Raw genomic sequence first — 17,691 nt, forward strand, 5'->3', positions numbered from 1 at the left:
TGTCACCATACGGACAACTTGCAACTTAAAGCCAATCTCAAATGTTCTTCTTTTTGCTTTCATCTCTTTTCCTCAATAAGTGAATTATCCCACCTATCTCGGTGTCCGTTATTATTAGACCACTACAGGGCCTCGCTAGGCTACGCTTCATCAGCCCGACACTCAGCCTTCGATAAGCGCATTAAAAAAACGAATCGAAATTCCGAGTTCGTTTTTTAATTACTCGCGTACGTTATTTAAGATTGCAGGCCGGTGGTAGACCGGCGGCTACATACCTTTTTGCTTCGCCAAAAAGGTATGCTAAAAAGGCGACCCAGGCGTCGTCGCCCCCTAAAGGGGGTTCCCGTTTGTGCAGTACAAAAAATGGGAAGGTCCGAAACTCGCCTGCGGCTCAAACAGCGGCCCTTCTTTTTCCATTTTCTGTACTGCACAAACGGCGTCGGTGTAGCAGGGAATTCAGATTGCATGCAATCCGCCTGCGTAACGATCTCGCCTTGCAAGGCGAGGTTCCTTCCCTTTAGGGACACAGGACACATGGGAACTGCAAAAGTCAAAAGCAACCGCAACTGCAACTTCAAAAGCAACCCCAACTTCAAAAGCGACGTTAATACATGCGTTAGTGGGGTAGTCCATACTAAGCTTGGTAGCCTACTCCAAATCCGCCCTGTCAAGATAAATCGTCCCCTTCACTCCAGCCCGCTTATCCACCTTGCTCTGCAAGACCTGTAAAAACTCAACATCAGCCGCCGCCTGCAATTCTGTCTTCTTCATCACCACATCCGACATTGCCGCGTTCGCTGGCACGCTGAACGCCAGCACATGATCAAAGTCAGGCCGGCTGTCGATTTCCTTCAACAGGAAGCGTTGCTTGCCACTACCTACCTGGTGATAGATGGCTTGTTTGTTGTCGCGCATTTGTGGTGATAACTGGCGAAAGATCAGGGTCTTTTCTACTACCATCGGCACGTCCTTGTATTCGACCTTGCCGCCCTGTTCAAAATGGCCAAGTACGATGTTTGCCTTGAATTGTTTCAAAGGCATTTTGCTGCCTGTGGCCAGTCTGGCGATCTCGAATTGCTCTGGTTCCATCGTCCACAAGACCAGCTTTTGTTCCAGCCTTGATTTGATGGCGGTGTCGAGTTTTTGATCGAGGCAACGTATCTGTAGCACTACCTGATAATCATGCGGTGCGTGGAACATAGGCAGGTGCGAGACATACATGCCTTCGCTATTGCCGAACAAGAGCATGCCGTGTACGCCCCAGGTGGGGCCATGTTTGCTTTCTGCGTGGGCATTGAAGATGAAGCAGAAGCTGAGGGTGACAAGGGATAATAAATGTTTCATGTGCTTACACCTTCACTAGCAATTTGCCACGATGTTCACCTGTGAACAGTGAATTCAGGGCATTCGGCAATTGTGCAAAACCATCGATGATGGTTTCTTCAAACACCAGTTCGCCGGCCTTGACCCAGGGCGCGACGATGGCCAGCATTTCGTCCATGCGGTGCAGGTAGTCGCGTGCCAGTATGCCTTGTATGGTGGCGCGCTGGTATAGCATGTGATGCAGCAAACGTGGCCCCATTTCTGGTATATCAAGGCCGCCGTTGTACTGGCTGATCTGACCGCAGATGATGATACGGGCGCGACGTTTGATGATGGGAATGATGGCATCGGTGACCATGCCGCCGACATTGTCAAAATACACATCGACGCCACCGGTGAGGCGCAATATTTCTTTACTCAGTGCTTCGTCGTTGGCAAAGGCTTTGTAATCAAGCGCCCAGTCTGCCCCCAGCTTGTCTGTCAGCCATGCACATTTTTCTGCGCCGCCGGCGATACCCAATACTTTGGCGCCATGGCGCCTGGCGAATTGCACCACCAGTGAGCCAACTGCACCGGCGGCACCGGACACCACAACAACTTCACCTGCGTGTGGTTTGCCAGCCGCGGTCAGGCCAAACCAGGCGGTGCGGCCGGGCATGCCAAGTACGCCCAGGGCGGTACTGACGGGGGCGATCGTCGGGTCGATTTTTGTCAGGGCGCTGACATGCACGCGTGCGTGACTTTGCCAGCCTGTCATGCCAAATACCCAGTCACCTTCCTTGAGACCGACTGCATTCGATGCCAGTACCTGACCGACCACACCGGCAGCCTGCACGGTATTTAAGGGATGTGGTTCCGGGTTATAGGTCGGTTTGGCAGATTGGTTAATGCGCATATATGGATCGACGCTGATATAGCGGGCGGCAATCAATACTTCATCGCGGTCCAGTGCAGTATCCAAAGGCTGGTTGCGTAATGCATAGTGTTCATCGCTGACGATGCCAGTTGGATGGCGGGTGTATATCCATTGCTGGTGAAGCAGGTTTTCAGGAATAGGCATGATGGAGGCAGAATGGAAGAGAGAGTAGGCTTATGCTAGACCTGATAAAATGTCCAGTAAAGCAATATATATTCACATTTAATGTCCAAATTGGAAATGTAACTGGTCATGAACCTGACGGACCTGAAAATCTTCGCCTGTGTGGCAAGGCAGCCTTCGCTGGGGGTCGCTGCGCAGGAATTGCATCTGACACCCTCTGCAGTGTCCAAAGCCTTGCGCCGATTGGAAGGGGATTTGGATACGGTGTTGTTTGACCGTTCTGCCAAGCAACTCAGCCTGAATGCCAGCGGCCAGCGCATGCTGGAATTTGCCCGCAATATGCTGGCGCTGGCGGATCAGGCCAAGGCAGATGTCAGTGGTGAGCAAGCCAGTCTCAGTTGTCGCGTGGCCGGGCCAGCCATCTTGCTGTGGCGTCATGCAGAACAGTTCAGGCAGGCTATGGCGGCTTATCCAGAAGCAGAAATACACCTGACCAGCATGTACGAAGATGAGGCCCTGGCTGCCCTGGAGCGAGGGGAGGTGAACAATGCGCTGGTAACCAGTGAGGTGTTGCATGGGCGTGGTGGCTATTGGTCAGCAAACTGGGTCAGTACTCCTTTGGGGGCCTTGCATTTGCAATTGCTGGCGGGGCTGCAACATCCTCTGGTGACCGAGGCACTTGCCGTGCAAGGTGTGGATGGCAGTAATGCCAGCTTGCAGATAAGTAGCCAGCAAGCATTGGCGTACGATTTTGTCAGTCCTTCTCGCTCGTTATTTTGCGGCAAGCAACGTGGCAATTTGTCAGATGGCTGGCGGGATGATCAGTTACCACGCAAAATACGCTACTGGATAGACGATTTGCAATTATTGTTGTCCATGGTGAAGTCGGGGCGGGCACTCGCTTATTTGCCGGATTTTGTGCTAACAGGTGCAGGATTAGATACAGGATTGCGCAGATTAGAAGTCAGTGACTGCAGCTTTCAATGCAGCGAAGAAGTGCACCTGGTATGGAACGCAAAAAATGCAGCGCGATGGCAAACGGAATTAGCCAGAGCACTGGCCGTGCCTGCCGAAGCCACCTGATTTGTCTCTGATGCAGGGAATTAGGCAGGGAACTGAGCCACGAATAGGCTACAATCCGTTACATAGCAAATTTGGCAGGGACGGGGCAAAATTCCCGTACAGTGAGGGTGAAATTTGACGAACCTGCCGTTTTGGTAAAGATAAGGCTAAGAAAATGAGCAATACCACCCATTTTGGTTATACCACCGTAGAAGAAGACCAGAAAGTCCATAAAGTAGCCGAAGTTTTTCATTCGGTTGCGGCCAAATACGATGTCATGAATGACATGATGTCGGCTGGCCTGCACCGGGTATGGAAAATATTCACTGTGGCCCAGGCGGGCGTGCGTCCTGGCTTCAGAGTGCTGGACATCGCCGGTGGGACTGGTGACCTGACCAAGGAATTCGTGCGTCAGGCTGGCAAGACCGGTGAGGTTTGGCATACCGACATCAATGAATCCATGCTGAGGGTAGGGCGTGACCGTCTCTTGAATAAGGGCCTGATCACCCCCACCTTGTTATGCGACGCAGAGAAATTGCCTTTTCAGGACAATTACTTTGACAGAGTGACCGTGGCATTCGGTTTGCGCAATATGACCCACAAGGACCAGGCACTGGCAGAAATGCGGCGTGTACTGAAACCAGGTGGCAAGTTGCTGGTGCTGGAGTTTTCCAAGGTGCCGGAAATCTTGCAAAAACCGTATGACCTGTATTCTTTCAAAGTCTTGCCATGGATGGGGCAAAAGATTGCCGGCGATGCCGAAAGTTATAAGTATCTGGCTGAATCGATACGCATGCATCCGGATCAGGAAACCCTGAAAACGATGATGGAAACGGCAGGACTGGACAGAGTGCAGTACTTTAATTTGACGGCAGGTGTGGCCGCATTACACACCGGTATCAAACTTTGATGCAAATAAAACTTGAAACAACAGGAGTCGAATGATGAAAAAGTTTCTGATCGCAATGCTGGTCGTCGCCAGTACGATGGCAATGACCGTCTCTGACGCAGAAGCCAAACGCCTGGGTGGCGGCGGTTCTATCGGGCGTCAGTCGAATAATGTTTCGCGTCAGGCAACCACACCGCCAGCGAATACCAATAATTTTAACCAGGCAAAACCGGCTGCTCCTGTAGCAGCACCGTCTGCGGCTATCCCGCCTAAGCCATCTTCCCCATGGAAGGGCATCGTCGGCGGCCTCATAGGTGGTGCCTTGCTGGGCGCAGCCTTGTCGCATTTTGGCCTGGGTGGCGCAGTTGCCAGCATGCTGGGTAGTTTGCTGACTTTTGCCTTGATCGGTTTTGCGATTTTCTTCGTGATCCGCTTGTTCCGCAACAAGAATGCCGGGGGCGCGGCACCAGGTTTTAATCAGCCTGCTTATGCAGGTATGCCATCCAGCACGCCGGAAATTGGTTCACGCCAGGAGCCTATGGCTTTCCAGGGTAATGCGGCTTCTGCTGCAGATACGAATGCCAACTGGACTGTGCCTGCTGACTTTGACGTACCTGGCTTCCTGCGCAATGCCAAAGGCTATTTCATCCGTTTGCAAGCCGCATGGGACAAGGCAGACATCAATGACTTGCGTGAATTCACAACGGCAGAAATGTATGCCGAACTGAAATTGCAGATACAGGAACGTGGCGCATCTGCCAATGTGACCGATGTCGTGACCCTGAATGCAGACTTGCTGGGCGTGGAAACCGTTGGCGCCGATCATCTGGCCAGTATCAAGTTCACCGGCATGATCAAGGAATCTCAAAGCGCACCGACAGAAGCCTTCACGGAAGTGTGGAATCTGTCCAAACCAGTCAATGGTCAGGGCGGCTGGGTACTGGCAGGTATTCAACAGATGTAAGCAAGTTTGATGTGGCGCAGCCATGCTTGCTGCGATAAGCTGTTAAACTGGAAGCCGTCCGCATTTGCTGGACGGCTTTTTCATTGGCAGCTTATTTGGCAGCTTATTTGGCAGATTAGTTGACAACTTCCTTTGAACTTATTTAGACACTTATTTAGACACTTATTTGGAAGCTTAAGCAGCGCCATTGCCAGGATTATTTTGCGACAGCCCTGATTTGAACATGATCCCCATCGCTCCCTTTATCAATCATTTGCTGGCACAGGAAAGCTGGGCCAGGAACAAACTTCTGCCTCATGCCGGCCATATTGCCTGCATCGACTTGCAGACCATGCAGGTGCGCCTGAAAGTCGGTGCCGATGGCTTGCTGGAAACTGCCGCGGCGGATGCCGTACCCCAGGTCACCATCCATATCAAACTCAGTGATTTGCCACTGATCGCGCAAAACCGCGAGCGCGCATTTTCCTATGTACGCATAGAAGGCGATGCCGAGTTTGCCAATACCATTTCCAGCCTGAGCCAGAATTTGCGCTGGGAAGCAGAAGAAGACCTGAGCAAACTGTTTGGTGACATCGCTGCCGTGCGCATGGTTGGCCTGGCCAAAGCCATCCATCAGACCGCACTGGAAACCCATCAGAAAATTCAGGAAAATCTGGCCGAATATTTTTTGGAAGAAAACCCCATGCTGGTCAGACCTGTGGCCGTGCAGGGCATGAGTACCGAAGTCAGCAAGACGCGGGATGATGTCGAGCGTCTGATCAAGCGCATCGAAAAACTGGAAAGGATGCGCGGATGATATTGAAGTTTCTCAGACTGGCAAAGATTATTCGTATTGCCATCAAATATGGCATCGATGAAATTGCGATTTCCGGCCTGGCCGTTCCACGTACTGCTCGTTTTATTGACCTCCTGCTGTTTTGGCGCGACCTGTCAGCGCCTCGCGGTGAGCGCTTGCGCAAAGCGCTGGAAGAGCTAGGCCCGATCTTCGTCAAATTTGGCCAGGTGCTGTCTACCCGGCGTGACCTGATGCCGCCAGACATTGCCGATGAACTGGCGCGCCTGCAAGACCGCGTACCTTCATTTGACCCGGACCTGGCGATTGCACAAATCAAGAAATCCCTGGGCTCACATCCTGATCAGTTGTTTGCCAGTTTTGAACGCGTTCCGGTGGCGTCGGCATCCATCGCCCAGGTGCATTTCGCGACACTGAAAGATGGCCGCGAAGTCGCCGTCAAGGTACTGCGCCCCGGCATGAAAGAAGCCATCGATGATGACGTCGCCCTGATGCAGATTGCTGCCGGCTGGCTGGAAGCCCTGTGGGCCGATGGCCGTCGACTCAAGGCCAAAGAAGTCGTGGCCGAGTTTGATAAATACCTGCATGACGAGCTTGATCTCATGCGTGAAGCTGCCAATGGGAGCCAGTTGCGTCGCAACTTTGCTGATTCGGATTTACTGCTGGTGCCAGAAATGTACTGGGACTATTGTTCGTCTTCAGTCATCGTGATGGAACGCATGCAAGGCATACCGATCTCGCAACTGGACAAGCTGCGCGAAGCGGGCGTTGACTTGCAAAAGCTGTCGCGCGATGGTGTGACCATCTTCTTTACCCAGGTGTTTCGCGATGGTTTCTTCCATGCCGATATGCACCCCGGTAATATCCTGGTATCGACTGCACCAGCTACGCTGGGTCGTTATATTGCGCTCGACTTTGGCATCGTCGGTACGCTGAATGATTTCGACAAGGATTATCTGTCGCAAAATTTCCTGGCTTTTTTCCGTCGTGATTATAAGCGGGTAGCTGAAGCGCATATCGAATCAGGCTGGGCACCCAAGGAAACCCGTGTCGATGAACTCGAAGCGGCAGTACGCGCCTGTTGTGAACCGATTTTTGACCGGCCTTTGAAAGATATTTCTTTTGGCCAGGTCTTGCTGCGCCTGTTCCAGACTTCGCGCCGTTTCAATGTTGAAGTGCAGCCGCAACTGGTGCTGCTGCAAAAAACCTTGCTGAATATCGAGGGCCTGGGGCGTCAACTGGACCCGGACCTGGATCTGTGGAAAACCGCCAAACCCTACCTGGAACGCTGGATGAGCGAGCAGATAGGCTGGCGTGGTCTGCTGGACAAGCTGAAGGCAGAAGCACCGCGTTACAGCCATATCTTCCCGCAGTTGCCACGCCTTGCGCATCAGGCCCTGGTACGTGCTGGTGAACCTCCCCGCAGTGACGACATGCTGATGGCACTGTTGAGCGAACAGCGCCGTACCAACCGCATGTTGCGTATTCTCGTGTATTTTGGTGCCTGCCTGTTTTCTGGCATCATCGTGGCACTACTGTTATTGCATTTCCATTTTACTCACTGAGTCGCTTCTTGGCATGCCTGCGTTTCTGACCCGCGACCCGCGTAATCCGGATTTCTGGGATGAGCGCTTTGCAAAGAATTTCACACCATGGGACAAGGGCAATGTACCGGCTACCCTGCAGGCATTCGTGCAGGCGGCACCACAAGCCCTGCATACCCTGATCCCTGGCTGTGGCAATGCGTATGAAGCGGCTTATTTGGCCCAGGCTGGATGGGATGTGACAGCCATAGATTTTTCCCCGGCGGCGGTGCAAAGCGCCAAAGCCGCGATAGGTGCTTGGGGCAAGCATGTCATTGAAGCCGATTTTTTTCGCTACACACCAGCGCAGCCACTGGATCTGATTTATGAACGTGCTTTCTTTTGCGCCTTGCCACGAGAAATGCGGCCCGATATCGTCAGGCGCTGGGCCACTCTATTGCCTGCAGGGGCCTTGCTGGCGGGGTATTTCTTTCATGACGATGCAGTGGATGCATCAGATGCGGCGGCCAAGGGTCCGCCTTTCAGTATCAACAGTCATGATTTTCACCGTTTGATGGAACCGTTTTTTGAATTGCTACAAGACAGTGCAGTCGGTGATTCGATTGCTGTTTTTGAAGGCAAGGAACGCTGGCAAGTCTGGTGTCGACGGCCTTAACCTGCTTACGATCTGTAGCGAGCGAGCGTCAGCGGGAGTGAAGAGCAGCGCAAAAAGCGGAATGTACTCTAAGTACATGAGCATTTTGAGCAGCGCATGAGCCCCGATCACGCCCGCGCAGTAAGATCGTAAACAGGTTCTTAAGACTTGCTGGTAATCACTTCATCCGTCATAGTGTAGTCAATTCGCTGTTTTAATCTTGCTCTATGTGACGACCTTGACGGGAGCTGCTTTGACAAAGAAACAGGTTTCACTGGCATTGCAGGGTGGCGGCTCGCATGGTGCATTGACCTGGGGTGTACTCGACCGCCTGCTGGAAGATGAACGCATCAGCATAGAAGCCATCAGCGGTGCCAGCGCCGGGGCCATGAATGCGGTGGTACTGGCACATGGTTACCTGCAAGGTGGGCGCGAAGGTGCCAGGCTGGCCCTGAAAACTTTCTGGGAAAGTGTCGCCAACAGCTCGCCCTTTAGCATGCCTCATGAAGAATACGGCTTTGCGGCAGATATTGCCGCGCAATCTGATATTCCTGCCGCCATGAAGCATATGTTTGCGCTGACCCGCTTCTTTTCGCCTTATCAGCTCAATCCCTTTGATATCAATCCCTTGCGTGACATCCTGGCTGCCCAGATCGATTTTGATGGCCTGCGCAGGCAGGAAGGCATCAAACTGTTCATTGCCACGACCCATGTCAGCACCGGCAGCCTGAAACTGTTTCGTAACCGCCAATTGAGCCTGGATGTGTTGTTGGCGTCGGCCTGCCTGCCCATGGTACACAGGGCGGTGGAAATTGACGGTGAAGCGTATTGGGATGGTGGCCTGACTTCCAACCCGCCCCTGTTTCCCCTGGTGCACCAGAGCATGGCGCGCGACATTGTGGTCATATTGCTGCATGCGCAGGCACAATCACATACCCCAACATCGGCGACTGAAATCTGGCAGCGACTGACAGAAATGGGTTTCAGTTCCACCTTCCATACCGAGATGCAGGGTCTGATGCTGGCCAAACGCCAGGCTGAACGTGGCTGGCTGGCCCTGGGCAAGCTGGAGCGTCGCTTGCGTCGCCTGAACATGCACATGATCGCCGCGCCAGAGCTGATGAGCCAGTTGAGTTCTCACAGCAAAATGAATGCCAGTCCGGCCTTCTTGCATAGCCTGCATGCAGAAGGGCGACTGTGTGCTGAAGCCTGGCTGGCAAAAAGCTTTGAACAACTGGGGCGTGGCTCTACTTTCAGACTGGCGCATCTGTTCCGTTAATTGTTGTTGGCAGGCTTTAGTGGACTGTAACAGTGATACCATCATCAGGTTTTTCACTGGCAGCAATGGATACTCATGCGCATATTAAAATCCACTTCTGATTTCACGCATCTGACTGGCATTCCTTTGCAGCCCGAGTCTGTGCGTACCCTGCACACGGCAATTGAATATCGTAGGGAGTTGCTGAGCAAAATTGCCAGTGCTAAACACAGGATTTACCTGTGCAGCCTGTATCTGCAAAATGATGAAGCCGGGGCAGAAATCCTGTGGGCGCTGTACACAGCCAAGGCCGCTCGGCCGGCGCTGGATATTGCGGTGCTGGTTGACTGGCACCGGGCGCAAAGAGGCTTGATCGGTGCCGGTAAGAGTGGTGGCAATGCGGCCTGGTATCAGGCCATCAGCAAGGCCAATCATTATGCGGTGGCGCTGTATGGCGTCCCGGTGCAGACCAGGGAATTATTCGGCGTCTTACACCTGAAAGGCTTTGTCATCGACGATGAAGTCATTTACAGCGGTGCCAGCCTGAATAATGTCTACCTGCACAAGCAGGATAAATACCGGCATGACCGTTATCTGCTGGTGCATAACAAGGTCCTGGCCAACTGTATGGTGCAGTTTATTCGTGAACACCTGCTGTCGGCAGCCGCAGTGCATAGGCTGGATATGCCAGAGATCCCCGCCACGCGCAGCATACGCAGTGAAATAAAGCAATTCCGCGAGAAGTTGAAACGTGCACGTTATGACTGTCATGTGGCCGACAACGAAAGTGGCACGCAGCAATTGAGTGTGACCCCGCTGGTGGGTGTGGGCAAAAATAATCCCTTGAATAAAGTGATATGTCAGTTGCTGGCAGCCAGCCGTCAACAGATCAGCATCTGCACCCCGTATTTCAATTTCCCGTTGACGGTGACACGCGAAATCAATCGTGCGCTGAAACGTGGTGTGCGTATCAGCATTATTGTTGGTGACAAAACCGCCAATGACTTTTTCATCCCGCCTGACCAGCCTTTCAAGGCAATAGCCGCCTTGCCGTATCTGTATGAAGTCAATCTGCGGCGCTTTGCCAAAGCCCATCAGGCTGCAATTGCCAGCCAGCAGTTGCAACTGCATTTGTGGAAAGATGCTGACAATAGTTTCCATCTCAAGGGTTTGTGGATAGACAAGCACTATGCGCTGATGACAGGCAATAACCTGAACCCCCGGGCTTTTCGCCTGGACCTGGAAAATGCCTTGTTGATTCATGATCCGCAATTGCTGTTGCTGGCACAAAGGCAGCAGGAACTGAACAGCATCATGGAAAACACCAGCCAGCTCCTGCATTATCGCGAGCTGGAAAAACTGACTGATTACCCCGATCCGGTACGTAAATTGCTAAGTCGCCTCAGTCGTACCCGGTTGGACAGATTGGCATACCGGGTTTTGTAAATAGGACTTACGCAAAAAGTGTCCCAGCAAGGCGTCAGCGACGAAGACAGTACTTCGGTACGGCTAGGAGCTGCAACGCAGCTGGGGCGGTTTTGCGTAAGGGCTAATAAAATAAATTCCAAATATGTTTCATAGAGGGAGCAAGCATGGACCTGGCGTCATTGTTGTCACTGATGTTGCCATTGATAGGCATACCCCTTGTGGTCATGGGATTTGCTTTGCGTTTCAATCCCCTGCTGGTGGTGACTGCGGCTGGTTTGGTGACGGGCTTGGCGACAGGCATGGATTTTGGCAATCTGCTGGAAACTTTTGGTGAGAAATTTTTCAATAGCCGTCAACTGGCAAGTGCCTTGTTGATATTGCCGGTGATCGGTTTGCTGGAAAGAGGTGGTTTGCGCGAGCGTGCCCAGGCCTGGGTGGCTGGTATACGCAGCGCTACCACTGGCAGAATATTGATGCTGTATTTTGTGGTGCGTGAAATCAGCGCAGCGATGGGGTTGTTAAGCCTGGGCGGGCAGGCACAAACTGTCCGGCCGCTGTTGTCCCCCATGGCCGAAGCGGCGGCCAGCAACCAGCATGGCGACTTGCCCGCAACCATACGTGACCGCATAGCAGCCCACGCCGCCGCCTGTGACAATGTTGCCCTGTTCTTTGGCGAAGATATTTTCATTGCCTTTGGTGCGGTATTGCTGATGAGTGCCTTCCTCAAGGAAAACGGTATTCAGGGTGTGGAGCCGCTAACCATAGGCATGTGGGGCATACCGACTGCGCTGTGTGCACTGCTGATCCACCTGTTTCGCCTGTCGCGGCTGGATGCGGCGATTGCGCGTGACATCCATGCCTGGCGTGTGACAGAACAAAGCCGTCATATAGCCGACGTTGCTGACGATGGCATTCATGGTGACAAGCAGGACTTGTCGTCATGAATGTCATCATCAGCATCAATCTGGTGTTTTACCTGATCGGCATCGTCGTCATGCTGGTGGCATACATGACGCTGCGCGACCACAGCAATCCACGCCGCTACACCACCGCGCTGTTCTGGGGCCTGTTCGGCATCAGTTTTTTGTGTGGCGACCTGATGCTGGCGACACTGGGCAAATCTGTGACCTATAAAGTAACGGGCGTAGGTGTCATTGTCATGGCGGTGCTGGCGGGGATGAACTGGCTGGGCAAGGGTAGTCATGTCGATGCAGACCGGCCGCAACGCCTGGCCGCACTGAGCAAGCTGGGCAATTGGATTTTTCTGCCAGCACTGACCATACCCGTCATCACCGTCATACTTACCGTGGTGGTGAAGGATGCACAAATGGGAAGTTGGTATTTGCTGGACCAAAAGAACCTGACGCTGACGTCGCTTTGCATCGCCTGCCTGACAGCCCTGGCCGTCGCTTGCCGGTACACGCGCAGTACACCCTTGCAGGCAGTAAGAGAATCACGCCGCCTGGTGGATGCCATAGGCTGGGCGCTGATATTGCCGCAAATGCTGGCCATGCTGGGTGGTGTCTTTGTGGCAGCAAAGACAGGACAATCCATACAAGCCATCGTCAATCTGTTCATCAACCCGGACAGCCGGTTTACCCTGATTGTCATGTATTGTGGTGGCATGGCCTTGTTCACCATGATTATGGGCAATGCCTTTGCGGCTTTCCCGGTGATGACGGCGGGGATCGCCTTGCCCTTCCTCATCAATCAGCACCATGCTCATCCGGCGGCGCTGGTGGCGATAGGCATGTTCTCTGGCTATTGCGGTACCCTGATGACGCCGATGGCGGCCAATTTCAATATTGTGCCGGCGGCCTTACTGGAACTGGAAGACAAGTACCTGGTCATCAAGACACAAATACCAACCGCCTTGCTGGTGCTGGTGTGTAATATCCTGCTGATACATTATTTTGTCTTTCCCTGAATTTCCACCCGAATTTTTACCTGAATTTTCATCTGAATTTCCATCCGAATTTTCATCTGCATGAGGTGCCTATGAAGCGCATACTACTGACCGGGTTTGACCCCTTTGCTGGCGAACCCAGCAATCCCTCATGGGAAGTGGTGCGCAAGCTGGAAGGATTGCTGATCGGTGAACAGCATCAGATCGTCAGTGTTTTGTTGCCTTGCGAATTTCATCGTTCTTTGCACATGCTGGAAGCGGCCTTGAAAAAGCACCGGCCAGCCATCGTGCTGGCCCTGGGCCAGGCGGGTGGGCGTGCCGAAATCAGCATCGAACGTATTGCCATCAATGTGGATGATGCGCGTATTCCCGACAATGCCGGTGCCCAGCCAATTGATGTGCCGGTGATCAGTGATGGCCCGGCAGCGTATTTCAGCAGCCTGCCGGTCAAGGCCATCGTGCATGATTTGCAGCAGAGCGGCATACCGGCCACGGTGTCACAGACGGCCGGCACCTATGTCTGCAATCATGTGTTTTATGGCCTCATGCATATGACAAAAAAGATGGACGATGTGCAGGCGGCCGGTTTTATCCACATTCCCTATCTGCCAGAGCAGGCCATTGCCCACCCTGGGGCAGCCAGCATGCCGCTGGACATGATGAAGACAGCCCTGGTACATGTGCTGGAAACGATCTTGAAAACCCGGCAAGACATGGTCATTGCCGGTGGTGCCACGCATTGAAACCGCAGATTGAAGCTACATGGTGGAAAACTTTACTGAGGTAATTGTGGCGCTGGCGGCATCACCAGCCGGTCATCGCGCAGGCCAGCCTCATTCATTCTGCCTTGCCTGTCGCCATCAGTTGCGTTGCCTGTGGCGGATGCTTTCTTGGAGGCAGCATTTTTTTCCATGCCGGTGGTGTCGCTATTGGCCGGTATGCCGGTATCCGATTTCTTGATCATGACTTCAGCGGCTGGTGCATACGACCTGAAGTAGGAAATCAATTGCGCGTCCTGCTGCGTGACTGGCAAGGGCTGACGTGCTGACGCTGGCAACAGGGTGGCCAACAAAAGCGTTGCGCATGTCAGCTTAACAATGAGTATGTTTTTCATTTTGCCTGCATCCCCGATTGAAAAATAATTTTATGGCAATTGTATACTTGCACCTGTTACCGTGTTTTGCAAGGATTGTGCCATGGTCTGAAAATAAAAAAATCCCATAAAAACAGCAAGTTGATGGAACTTTCACATCGCCCGGCTGTCCGCCCAGCTTCGCCAGGCCGGACACTGGCGGACACCCCGGACACCACGGACACAATTGCCGGACACACTTACTTTTAATAAACCATGCTGTAACTTGCCAAGCCCCTTATTTTGCCAGCAATAGTCTTGCAAAGCTGGCATGAATGGCGCTGATGGTTTGTTGCAGCATCTGCCGTGATTCAAAAGACTGACCACTACCGGTTTCTGTCTGTTTTTCCAGTTCCTGAAGTCGCTGCAGGGTGGCAAGTGCTGCTGCGCTTTTGCCTTCATCGGCTTGCAGTGCTGCCTGCTGCCCTCTGATATTCATTGCATGATGTAATTGCCTGAGTGCCAGTTCGGCGCGGCGCATCTGTGTGCTTTGGCCGATATCGAATTTGATCAATTCTTCATCGCTATTCAGTTTTGCATCGACATCCGTATGCGAACTGAACTTGACGATGATGGCGACCATTTCTATGGTCAGGAACCAGAGCAGCCACCAGATAAATTGCAGGCGACGATACTGGTCATCCTGCAGCATTTGCCAGGTGGCAGCAAAATCGGCCGCAAAGCCGGATGCCGCCGCCGCTTCTATTTTTGCGGTCTGTTTTTGTTCCAGTATCTCACTGCGGTCCTGTGCTTTGCTGATGCTGGACTGGGTTTGTTTGAGGGTTGTGGCTACTTGTACTTTTTCTGCGATTTTCTCATTCTTCCAGGCCAATACACTACTGTTGATTTCCTGTTCTTGCTGCTGGCAGCGGGCTTTGCCAGCCTGGATGCGGTTTTGCATGGTAGTGATTTTTTGCTGCAGCGAGGCTGTTTCCAGATTGCCGGAGATGACGCCTGCCAATGCCTGCTGCCAGGCGGCAATTTGCTTCAAGCCTTTGCGTTCTTCGTCACGGGCACGCTCACGGCAGATGCTCCATTGCTTGCGCATTTCTGCCAGTTGGGGCGGGTCGCTGCGTATGGCATCTTCTGCCTTGTGCAGTTTTTCATCCAGGTCGGCACGGCTTTGCTGTAATACCGGCAAACCTGTTGCTGTCTGTGCAGTCTGTAGATTCTGTATCAGCCGCGTGCGTGTCATTTCACCTACCTTGACATCAATTTCAGCCCGGTTGCTGTCAACAAAGAAGGGGTACACCATGGTGATGGCAGACAGCATGGCCAGCAGGCTGCGCCAACTGATACCGATGGCTTTGCTGACCCAAGAGCTGTCGGAATGAATGGACATGATCATCTGGCGTTCCAGACACCACTGGAACATGGCCCACAGGCAGCCCGCAACAATTGCACCATTGGCACCGCTGCTGCTGACATTCACCATGCTGGCCAGCATATGGGCCATGCCATAACCGGAAAACAGCGCAAAGAAGATGACCAATGCACCTATGCCAAAATATTTGTGGCGGCCACGTGCATACAGGTAGTTGCCATTGCTGTCCTGCTGATCCAGCACCTTGAGACTGACAGTGGCGGACAGGGCCAGCAGGGATTTGCCTGCCCGTAACCAGGCGTGCCCATCGAAGAATCGCATGGTATTCACATATTCCTGAACAAGACCATGAAAGGCTGGCTGACACTCAGGGTTTCTGGCCGCGTCTTCAGTCGGACCAGCCCCTTGCCACTGTCATCCCGCGTGATGGAAGCGATGGCCCGCATGTTCACAATAGTGGACCGGTGTATCTGCTTGAACATGCTGTTGTCCAGCGCTTGCAGCAAATCGCGTATCGGTTTGCGCAGCAGGGATTCACCTTCGGCGGTCATGACCACGGTGTATTTGCTGTCTGCCTGGAAGTAGGCAATATCATCCACCATGATGAGCCGGGTTTCTGTGCCGACACTGGCGGTAATCCAAACCAGTGGTGCCGGCCTGGGTACATCGGCCGGGCCACCGCTTAGCTGGCGCACCAGGTTGGTAATCGCCTGCAAGTCAGTGGCACCAGTCAGGACGCGCATTTGCAGACGCTTGACTGTGGCCAACAGGCGTTCCTGAGTGATCGGTTTGAGCAGGTAATCCACCGCGCCTTTTTCAAAGGCATCAATCGCGTATTGGTTATAGGCGGTGACAAACACGACCTGGCTACGCGGACTGATCTCGGTCATGGCGGCAGCCACTTCCAGCCCACTCAGGCCCGGCATGCGGATATCGAGAAACACCACATCCGGCTGGTGGCTGGCGATTGCTTCCAGGGCGCTGCCGCCATCATCGCAGGCAGCAGCAATTTCCAGGTCCGGCCAGGCCAGGCTCAGTTGTTGCAACAGTGCTTCACGCAACAGGCTTTCATCTTCGGCGATGACACACTTAGGCATGTTGCTCTCCTTTTTCGGCCGCATCTTCCTTGATGACAGGCACGGTGATGGTGGCAGCCACTCCCGTAGGGAAATTGCCGACCAGTACAAAACTGGCGGTATTCGCATACGCCAGACGCAGGCGTTCACGGACATTCTTCAAGCCGATACCGGTGCCGCCAATTTCTGTACCCAGACCATTGCCGTCATCGGCGACAGTGACGGCAACATTGCCTTCATGCTGTCTGGCGATGATCCAGATAGTGCCGCCGCCAGTCTTGGGCTCCAGTCCATGCTTGATGGCGTTTTCTACCAGGGTTTGCAACATCATCATGGGGAAGGGCAGGGTTTTCAATTCTGTCGGCACCTGGATTTGTATGCTCAGGCGTGTGCCCATGCGTATCTTCATGATGTCCAGATACGCGATCGACCGTTCCAGCTCTTCACCTATGGTCGAAGCGGTATCTTCAGTGCGTGGCAGTGAATGACGCAGGTAGGTGATCAGGTTTCCCAGCATCTGATCAGCCGCCGCCGGGTCAGCCCGCGTCAATAATTGTGCGCTAGCCAGGGTGTTGTACAGAAAATGCGGCTCCACCTGGGCATGCAGCAGATTCAGCTTGGCCACGGTCAATTCTTTTTCCGTGACGGATTGCGTGGCGCTGGCTTTTTCCTTGCGCCTGCGCTCGGCGATGCGACGGGTGATGGCGCGGGTGACGGCTTCTGCATTTTCCAGGTTTGTTCCATTATCGACCAGGAATAAATCGGTCCAGGCCGGGCGTTCCGGTTCGCAAATCAGGGTCAGGCTACCGATACCGTCACCGGGGGTGATCGTCGCCAGGATCTGGTTACGCTTGGTCGCCAGAAAATCCAGCATCTTTAATTCATCGACAAAATTTGCCTGGTAGGGGTCTATGCGTTTGATTTTGGCACGTATCTGCAGGCTGTCTTTGGCGCTGTCGGTATCTTCCGCTCCCGGCAATTCACGGATGGCGGCATCCACCAGTTCAAATGCCTCATTCGCTTCCAGCGGGATTTCTATCTGGCGACGCTGGCGGTTGGCGAGGGTACCCGCATCCACCTGGCTGGCAATCAGACGCACCCTGCGCACATGGGAAAAACTGATACCCATCACCAGCGCTACCCCAGCCAGAGGCAGGAAAATGATTTCTTCCGGCATGTGATTTCTGAAAACCACGTTGACGATAAATATCGTGCTGAACAGGATCAGCAGGCTCCAGCCAAAACTGGCCCGTACGATAAACCAGATAGTCGTAAACATGCTTGTTTCCTTCTTGTTTGTAATTGTTGCCAAGAATAAT

17 protein-coding genes are annotated in these 17,691 nt (G+C 53.2%); 11 read left to right on the top strand and 6 right to left on the bottom strand.

What is annotated here, in order from left to right; all coding sequences use genetic code 11:
* Positions 1-648: 648 nt before the first annotated feature.
* A complete protein-coding gene (locus ACO0LM_RS04365; RefSeq protein WP_423034667.1) occupies positions 649-1,344 on the bottom strand; it encodes a hypothetical protein in 696 nt (231 codons plus the stop codon).
* A gap of 4 nt (positions 1,345-1,348) precedes the next feature.
* Positions 1,349-2,383, bottom strand: a complete 1,035-nt coding sequence (locus ACO0LM_RS04370; protein WP_423034669.1) for an NADP-dependent oxidoreductase — start codon at positions 2,381-2,383, stop codon at positions 1,349-1,351.
* 108 nt (positions 2,384-2,491) lie between these two features.
* Here ACO0LM_RS04370 and ACO0LM_RS04375 point away from each other — a divergent pair, with 108 nt between their 5' ends.
* From ACO0LM_RS04375 to pcp, 11 genes are all read left to right on the top strand, one after another.
* Positions 2,492-3,445, top strand: a complete 954-nt coding sequence (locus ACO0LM_RS04375; RefSeq protein WP_423034671.1) for a LysR family transcriptional regulator — start codon at positions 2,492-2,494, stop codon at positions 3,443-3,445.
* A gap of 154 nt (positions 3,446-3,599) precedes the next feature.
* Complete coding sequence (gene ubiE / locus ACO0LM_RS04380; RefSeq protein ID WP_423034673.1) at positions 3,600-4,334, top strand: bifunctional demethylmenaquinone methyltransferase/2-methoxy-6-polyprenyl-1,4-benzoquinol methylase UbiE; 735 nt, start codon at positions 3,600-3,602, stop codon at positions 4,332-4,334.
* Between the two features lie 31 nt (positions 4,335-4,365).
* Positions 4,366-5,277: a Tim44 domain-containing protein gene (locus ACO0LM_RS04385; RefSeq protein WP_423034675.1), complete on the top strand. Its 912-nt coding sequence runs from the start codon at positions 4,366-4,368 to the stop codon at positions 5,275-5,277.
* Between the two features lie 223 nt (positions 5,278-5,500).
* On the top strand, positions 5,501-6,073 hold the full coding sequence (locus ACO0LM_RS04390; RefSeq protein ID WP_423034677.1) for a ubiquinone biosynthesis accessory factor UbiJ: 573 nt from the start codon (positions 5,501-5,503) through the stop codon (positions 6,071-6,073).
* Complete coding sequence (ubiB, locus tag ACO0LM_RS04395) at positions 6,070-7,635, top strand: ubiquinone biosynthesis regulatory protein kinase UbiB (RefSeq protein ID WP_423034679.1); 1,566 nt, start codon at positions 6,070-6,072, stop codon at positions 7,633-7,635. Before ACO0LM_RS04390 ends, ubiB begins: the two co-directional genes overlap by 4 nt.
* Before the next feature lie 13 nt (positions 7,636-7,648).
* Positions 7,649-8,269, top strand: coding sequence for a methyltransferase domain-containing protein (locus ACO0LM_RS04400; RefSeq protein ID WP_423034681.1), 621 nt, complete (start codon positions 7,649-7,651; stop codon positions 8,267-8,269).
* 232 nt (positions 8,270-8,501) lie between these two features.
* Complete coding sequence (locus ACO0LM_RS04405) at positions 8,502-9,527, top strand: patatin-like phospholipase family protein (RefSeq protein ID WP_423034683.1); 1,026 nt, start codon at positions 8,502-8,504, stop codon at positions 9,525-9,527.
* A 75-nt stretch (positions 9,528-9,602) separates the two neighbouring features.
* Positions 9,603-10,952, top strand: coding sequence for a CDP-diacylglycerol--serine O-phosphatidyltransferase (gene pssA / locus ACO0LM_RS04410; RefSeq protein ID WP_423034685.1), 1,350 nt, complete (start codon positions 9,603-9,605; stop codon positions 10,950-10,952).
* 173 nt (positions 10,953-11,125) lie between these two features.
* Positions 11,126-11,878 (top strand): DUF969 domain-containing protein, encoded by a 753-nt coding sequence (locus ACO0LM_RS04415; protein WP_423035236.1) that lies wholly within the window; start codon positions 11,126-11,128, stop codon positions 11,876-11,878.
* On the top strand, positions 11,875-12,861 hold the full coding sequence (locus ACO0LM_RS04420; protein WP_423034687.1) for a DUF979 domain-containing protein: 987 nt from the start codon (positions 11,875-11,877) through the stop codon (positions 12,859-12,861). The genes ACO0LM_RS04415 and ACO0LM_RS04420 overlap by 4 nt, the downstream gene beginning before the upstream one ends.
* A 71-nt stretch (positions 12,862-12,932) precedes the next feature.
* Positions 12,933-13,583, top strand: a complete 651-nt coding sequence (pcp, locus tag ACO0LM_RS04425; RefSeq protein ID WP_423034689.1) for a pyroglutamyl-peptidase I — start codon at positions 12,933-12,935, stop codon at positions 13,581-13,583.
* Positions 13,584-13,615: 32 nt separating this feature from the next.
* Here pcp and ACO0LM_RS04430 read toward each other — a convergent pair whose 3' ends face one another.
* The 4 genes from ACO0LM_RS04430 to ACO0LM_RS04445 all read right to left on the bottom strand — a co-directional run bounded on the left by ACO0LM_RS04430 (position 13,616) and on the right by ACO0LM_RS04445 (position 17,651).
* A complete protein-coding gene (locus tag ACO0LM_RS04430; protein ID WP_423034691.1) occupies positions 13,616-13,954 on the bottom strand; it encodes a hypothetical protein in 339 nt (112 codons plus the stop codon).
* A 256-nt stretch (positions 13,955-14,210) separates the two neighbouring features.
* Entirely contained in the window at positions 14,211-15,617 is a 1,407-nt protein-coding gene (locus ACO0LM_RS04435; protein ID WP_423035238.1) for a DUF4407 domain-containing protein, read from the bottom strand.
* 5 nt (positions 15,618-15,622) lie between these two features.
* Positions 15,623-16,393 (bottom strand): LytR/AlgR family response regulator transcription factor, encoded by a 771-nt coding sequence (locus tag ACO0LM_RS04440; protein ID WP_423034693.1) that lies wholly within the window; start codon positions 16,391-16,393, stop codon positions 15,623-15,625.
* Positions 16,386-17,651, bottom strand: a complete 1,266-nt coding sequence (locus ACO0LM_RS04445) for a sensor histidine kinase (RefSeq protein WP_423034695.1) — start codon at positions 17,649-17,651, stop codon at positions 16,386-16,388. The genes ACO0LM_RS04440 and ACO0LM_RS04445 overlap by 8 nt, the downstream gene beginning before the upstream one ends.
* Between the last annotated feature and the right edge of the window lie 40 nt (positions 17,652-17,691).

The organism is Undibacterium sp. Di26W, assembly GCF_049340265.1.
Taxonomy (GTDB): domain Bacteria; phylum Pseudomonadota; class Gammaproteobacteria; order Burkholderiales; family Burkholderiaceae_D; genus Undibacterium.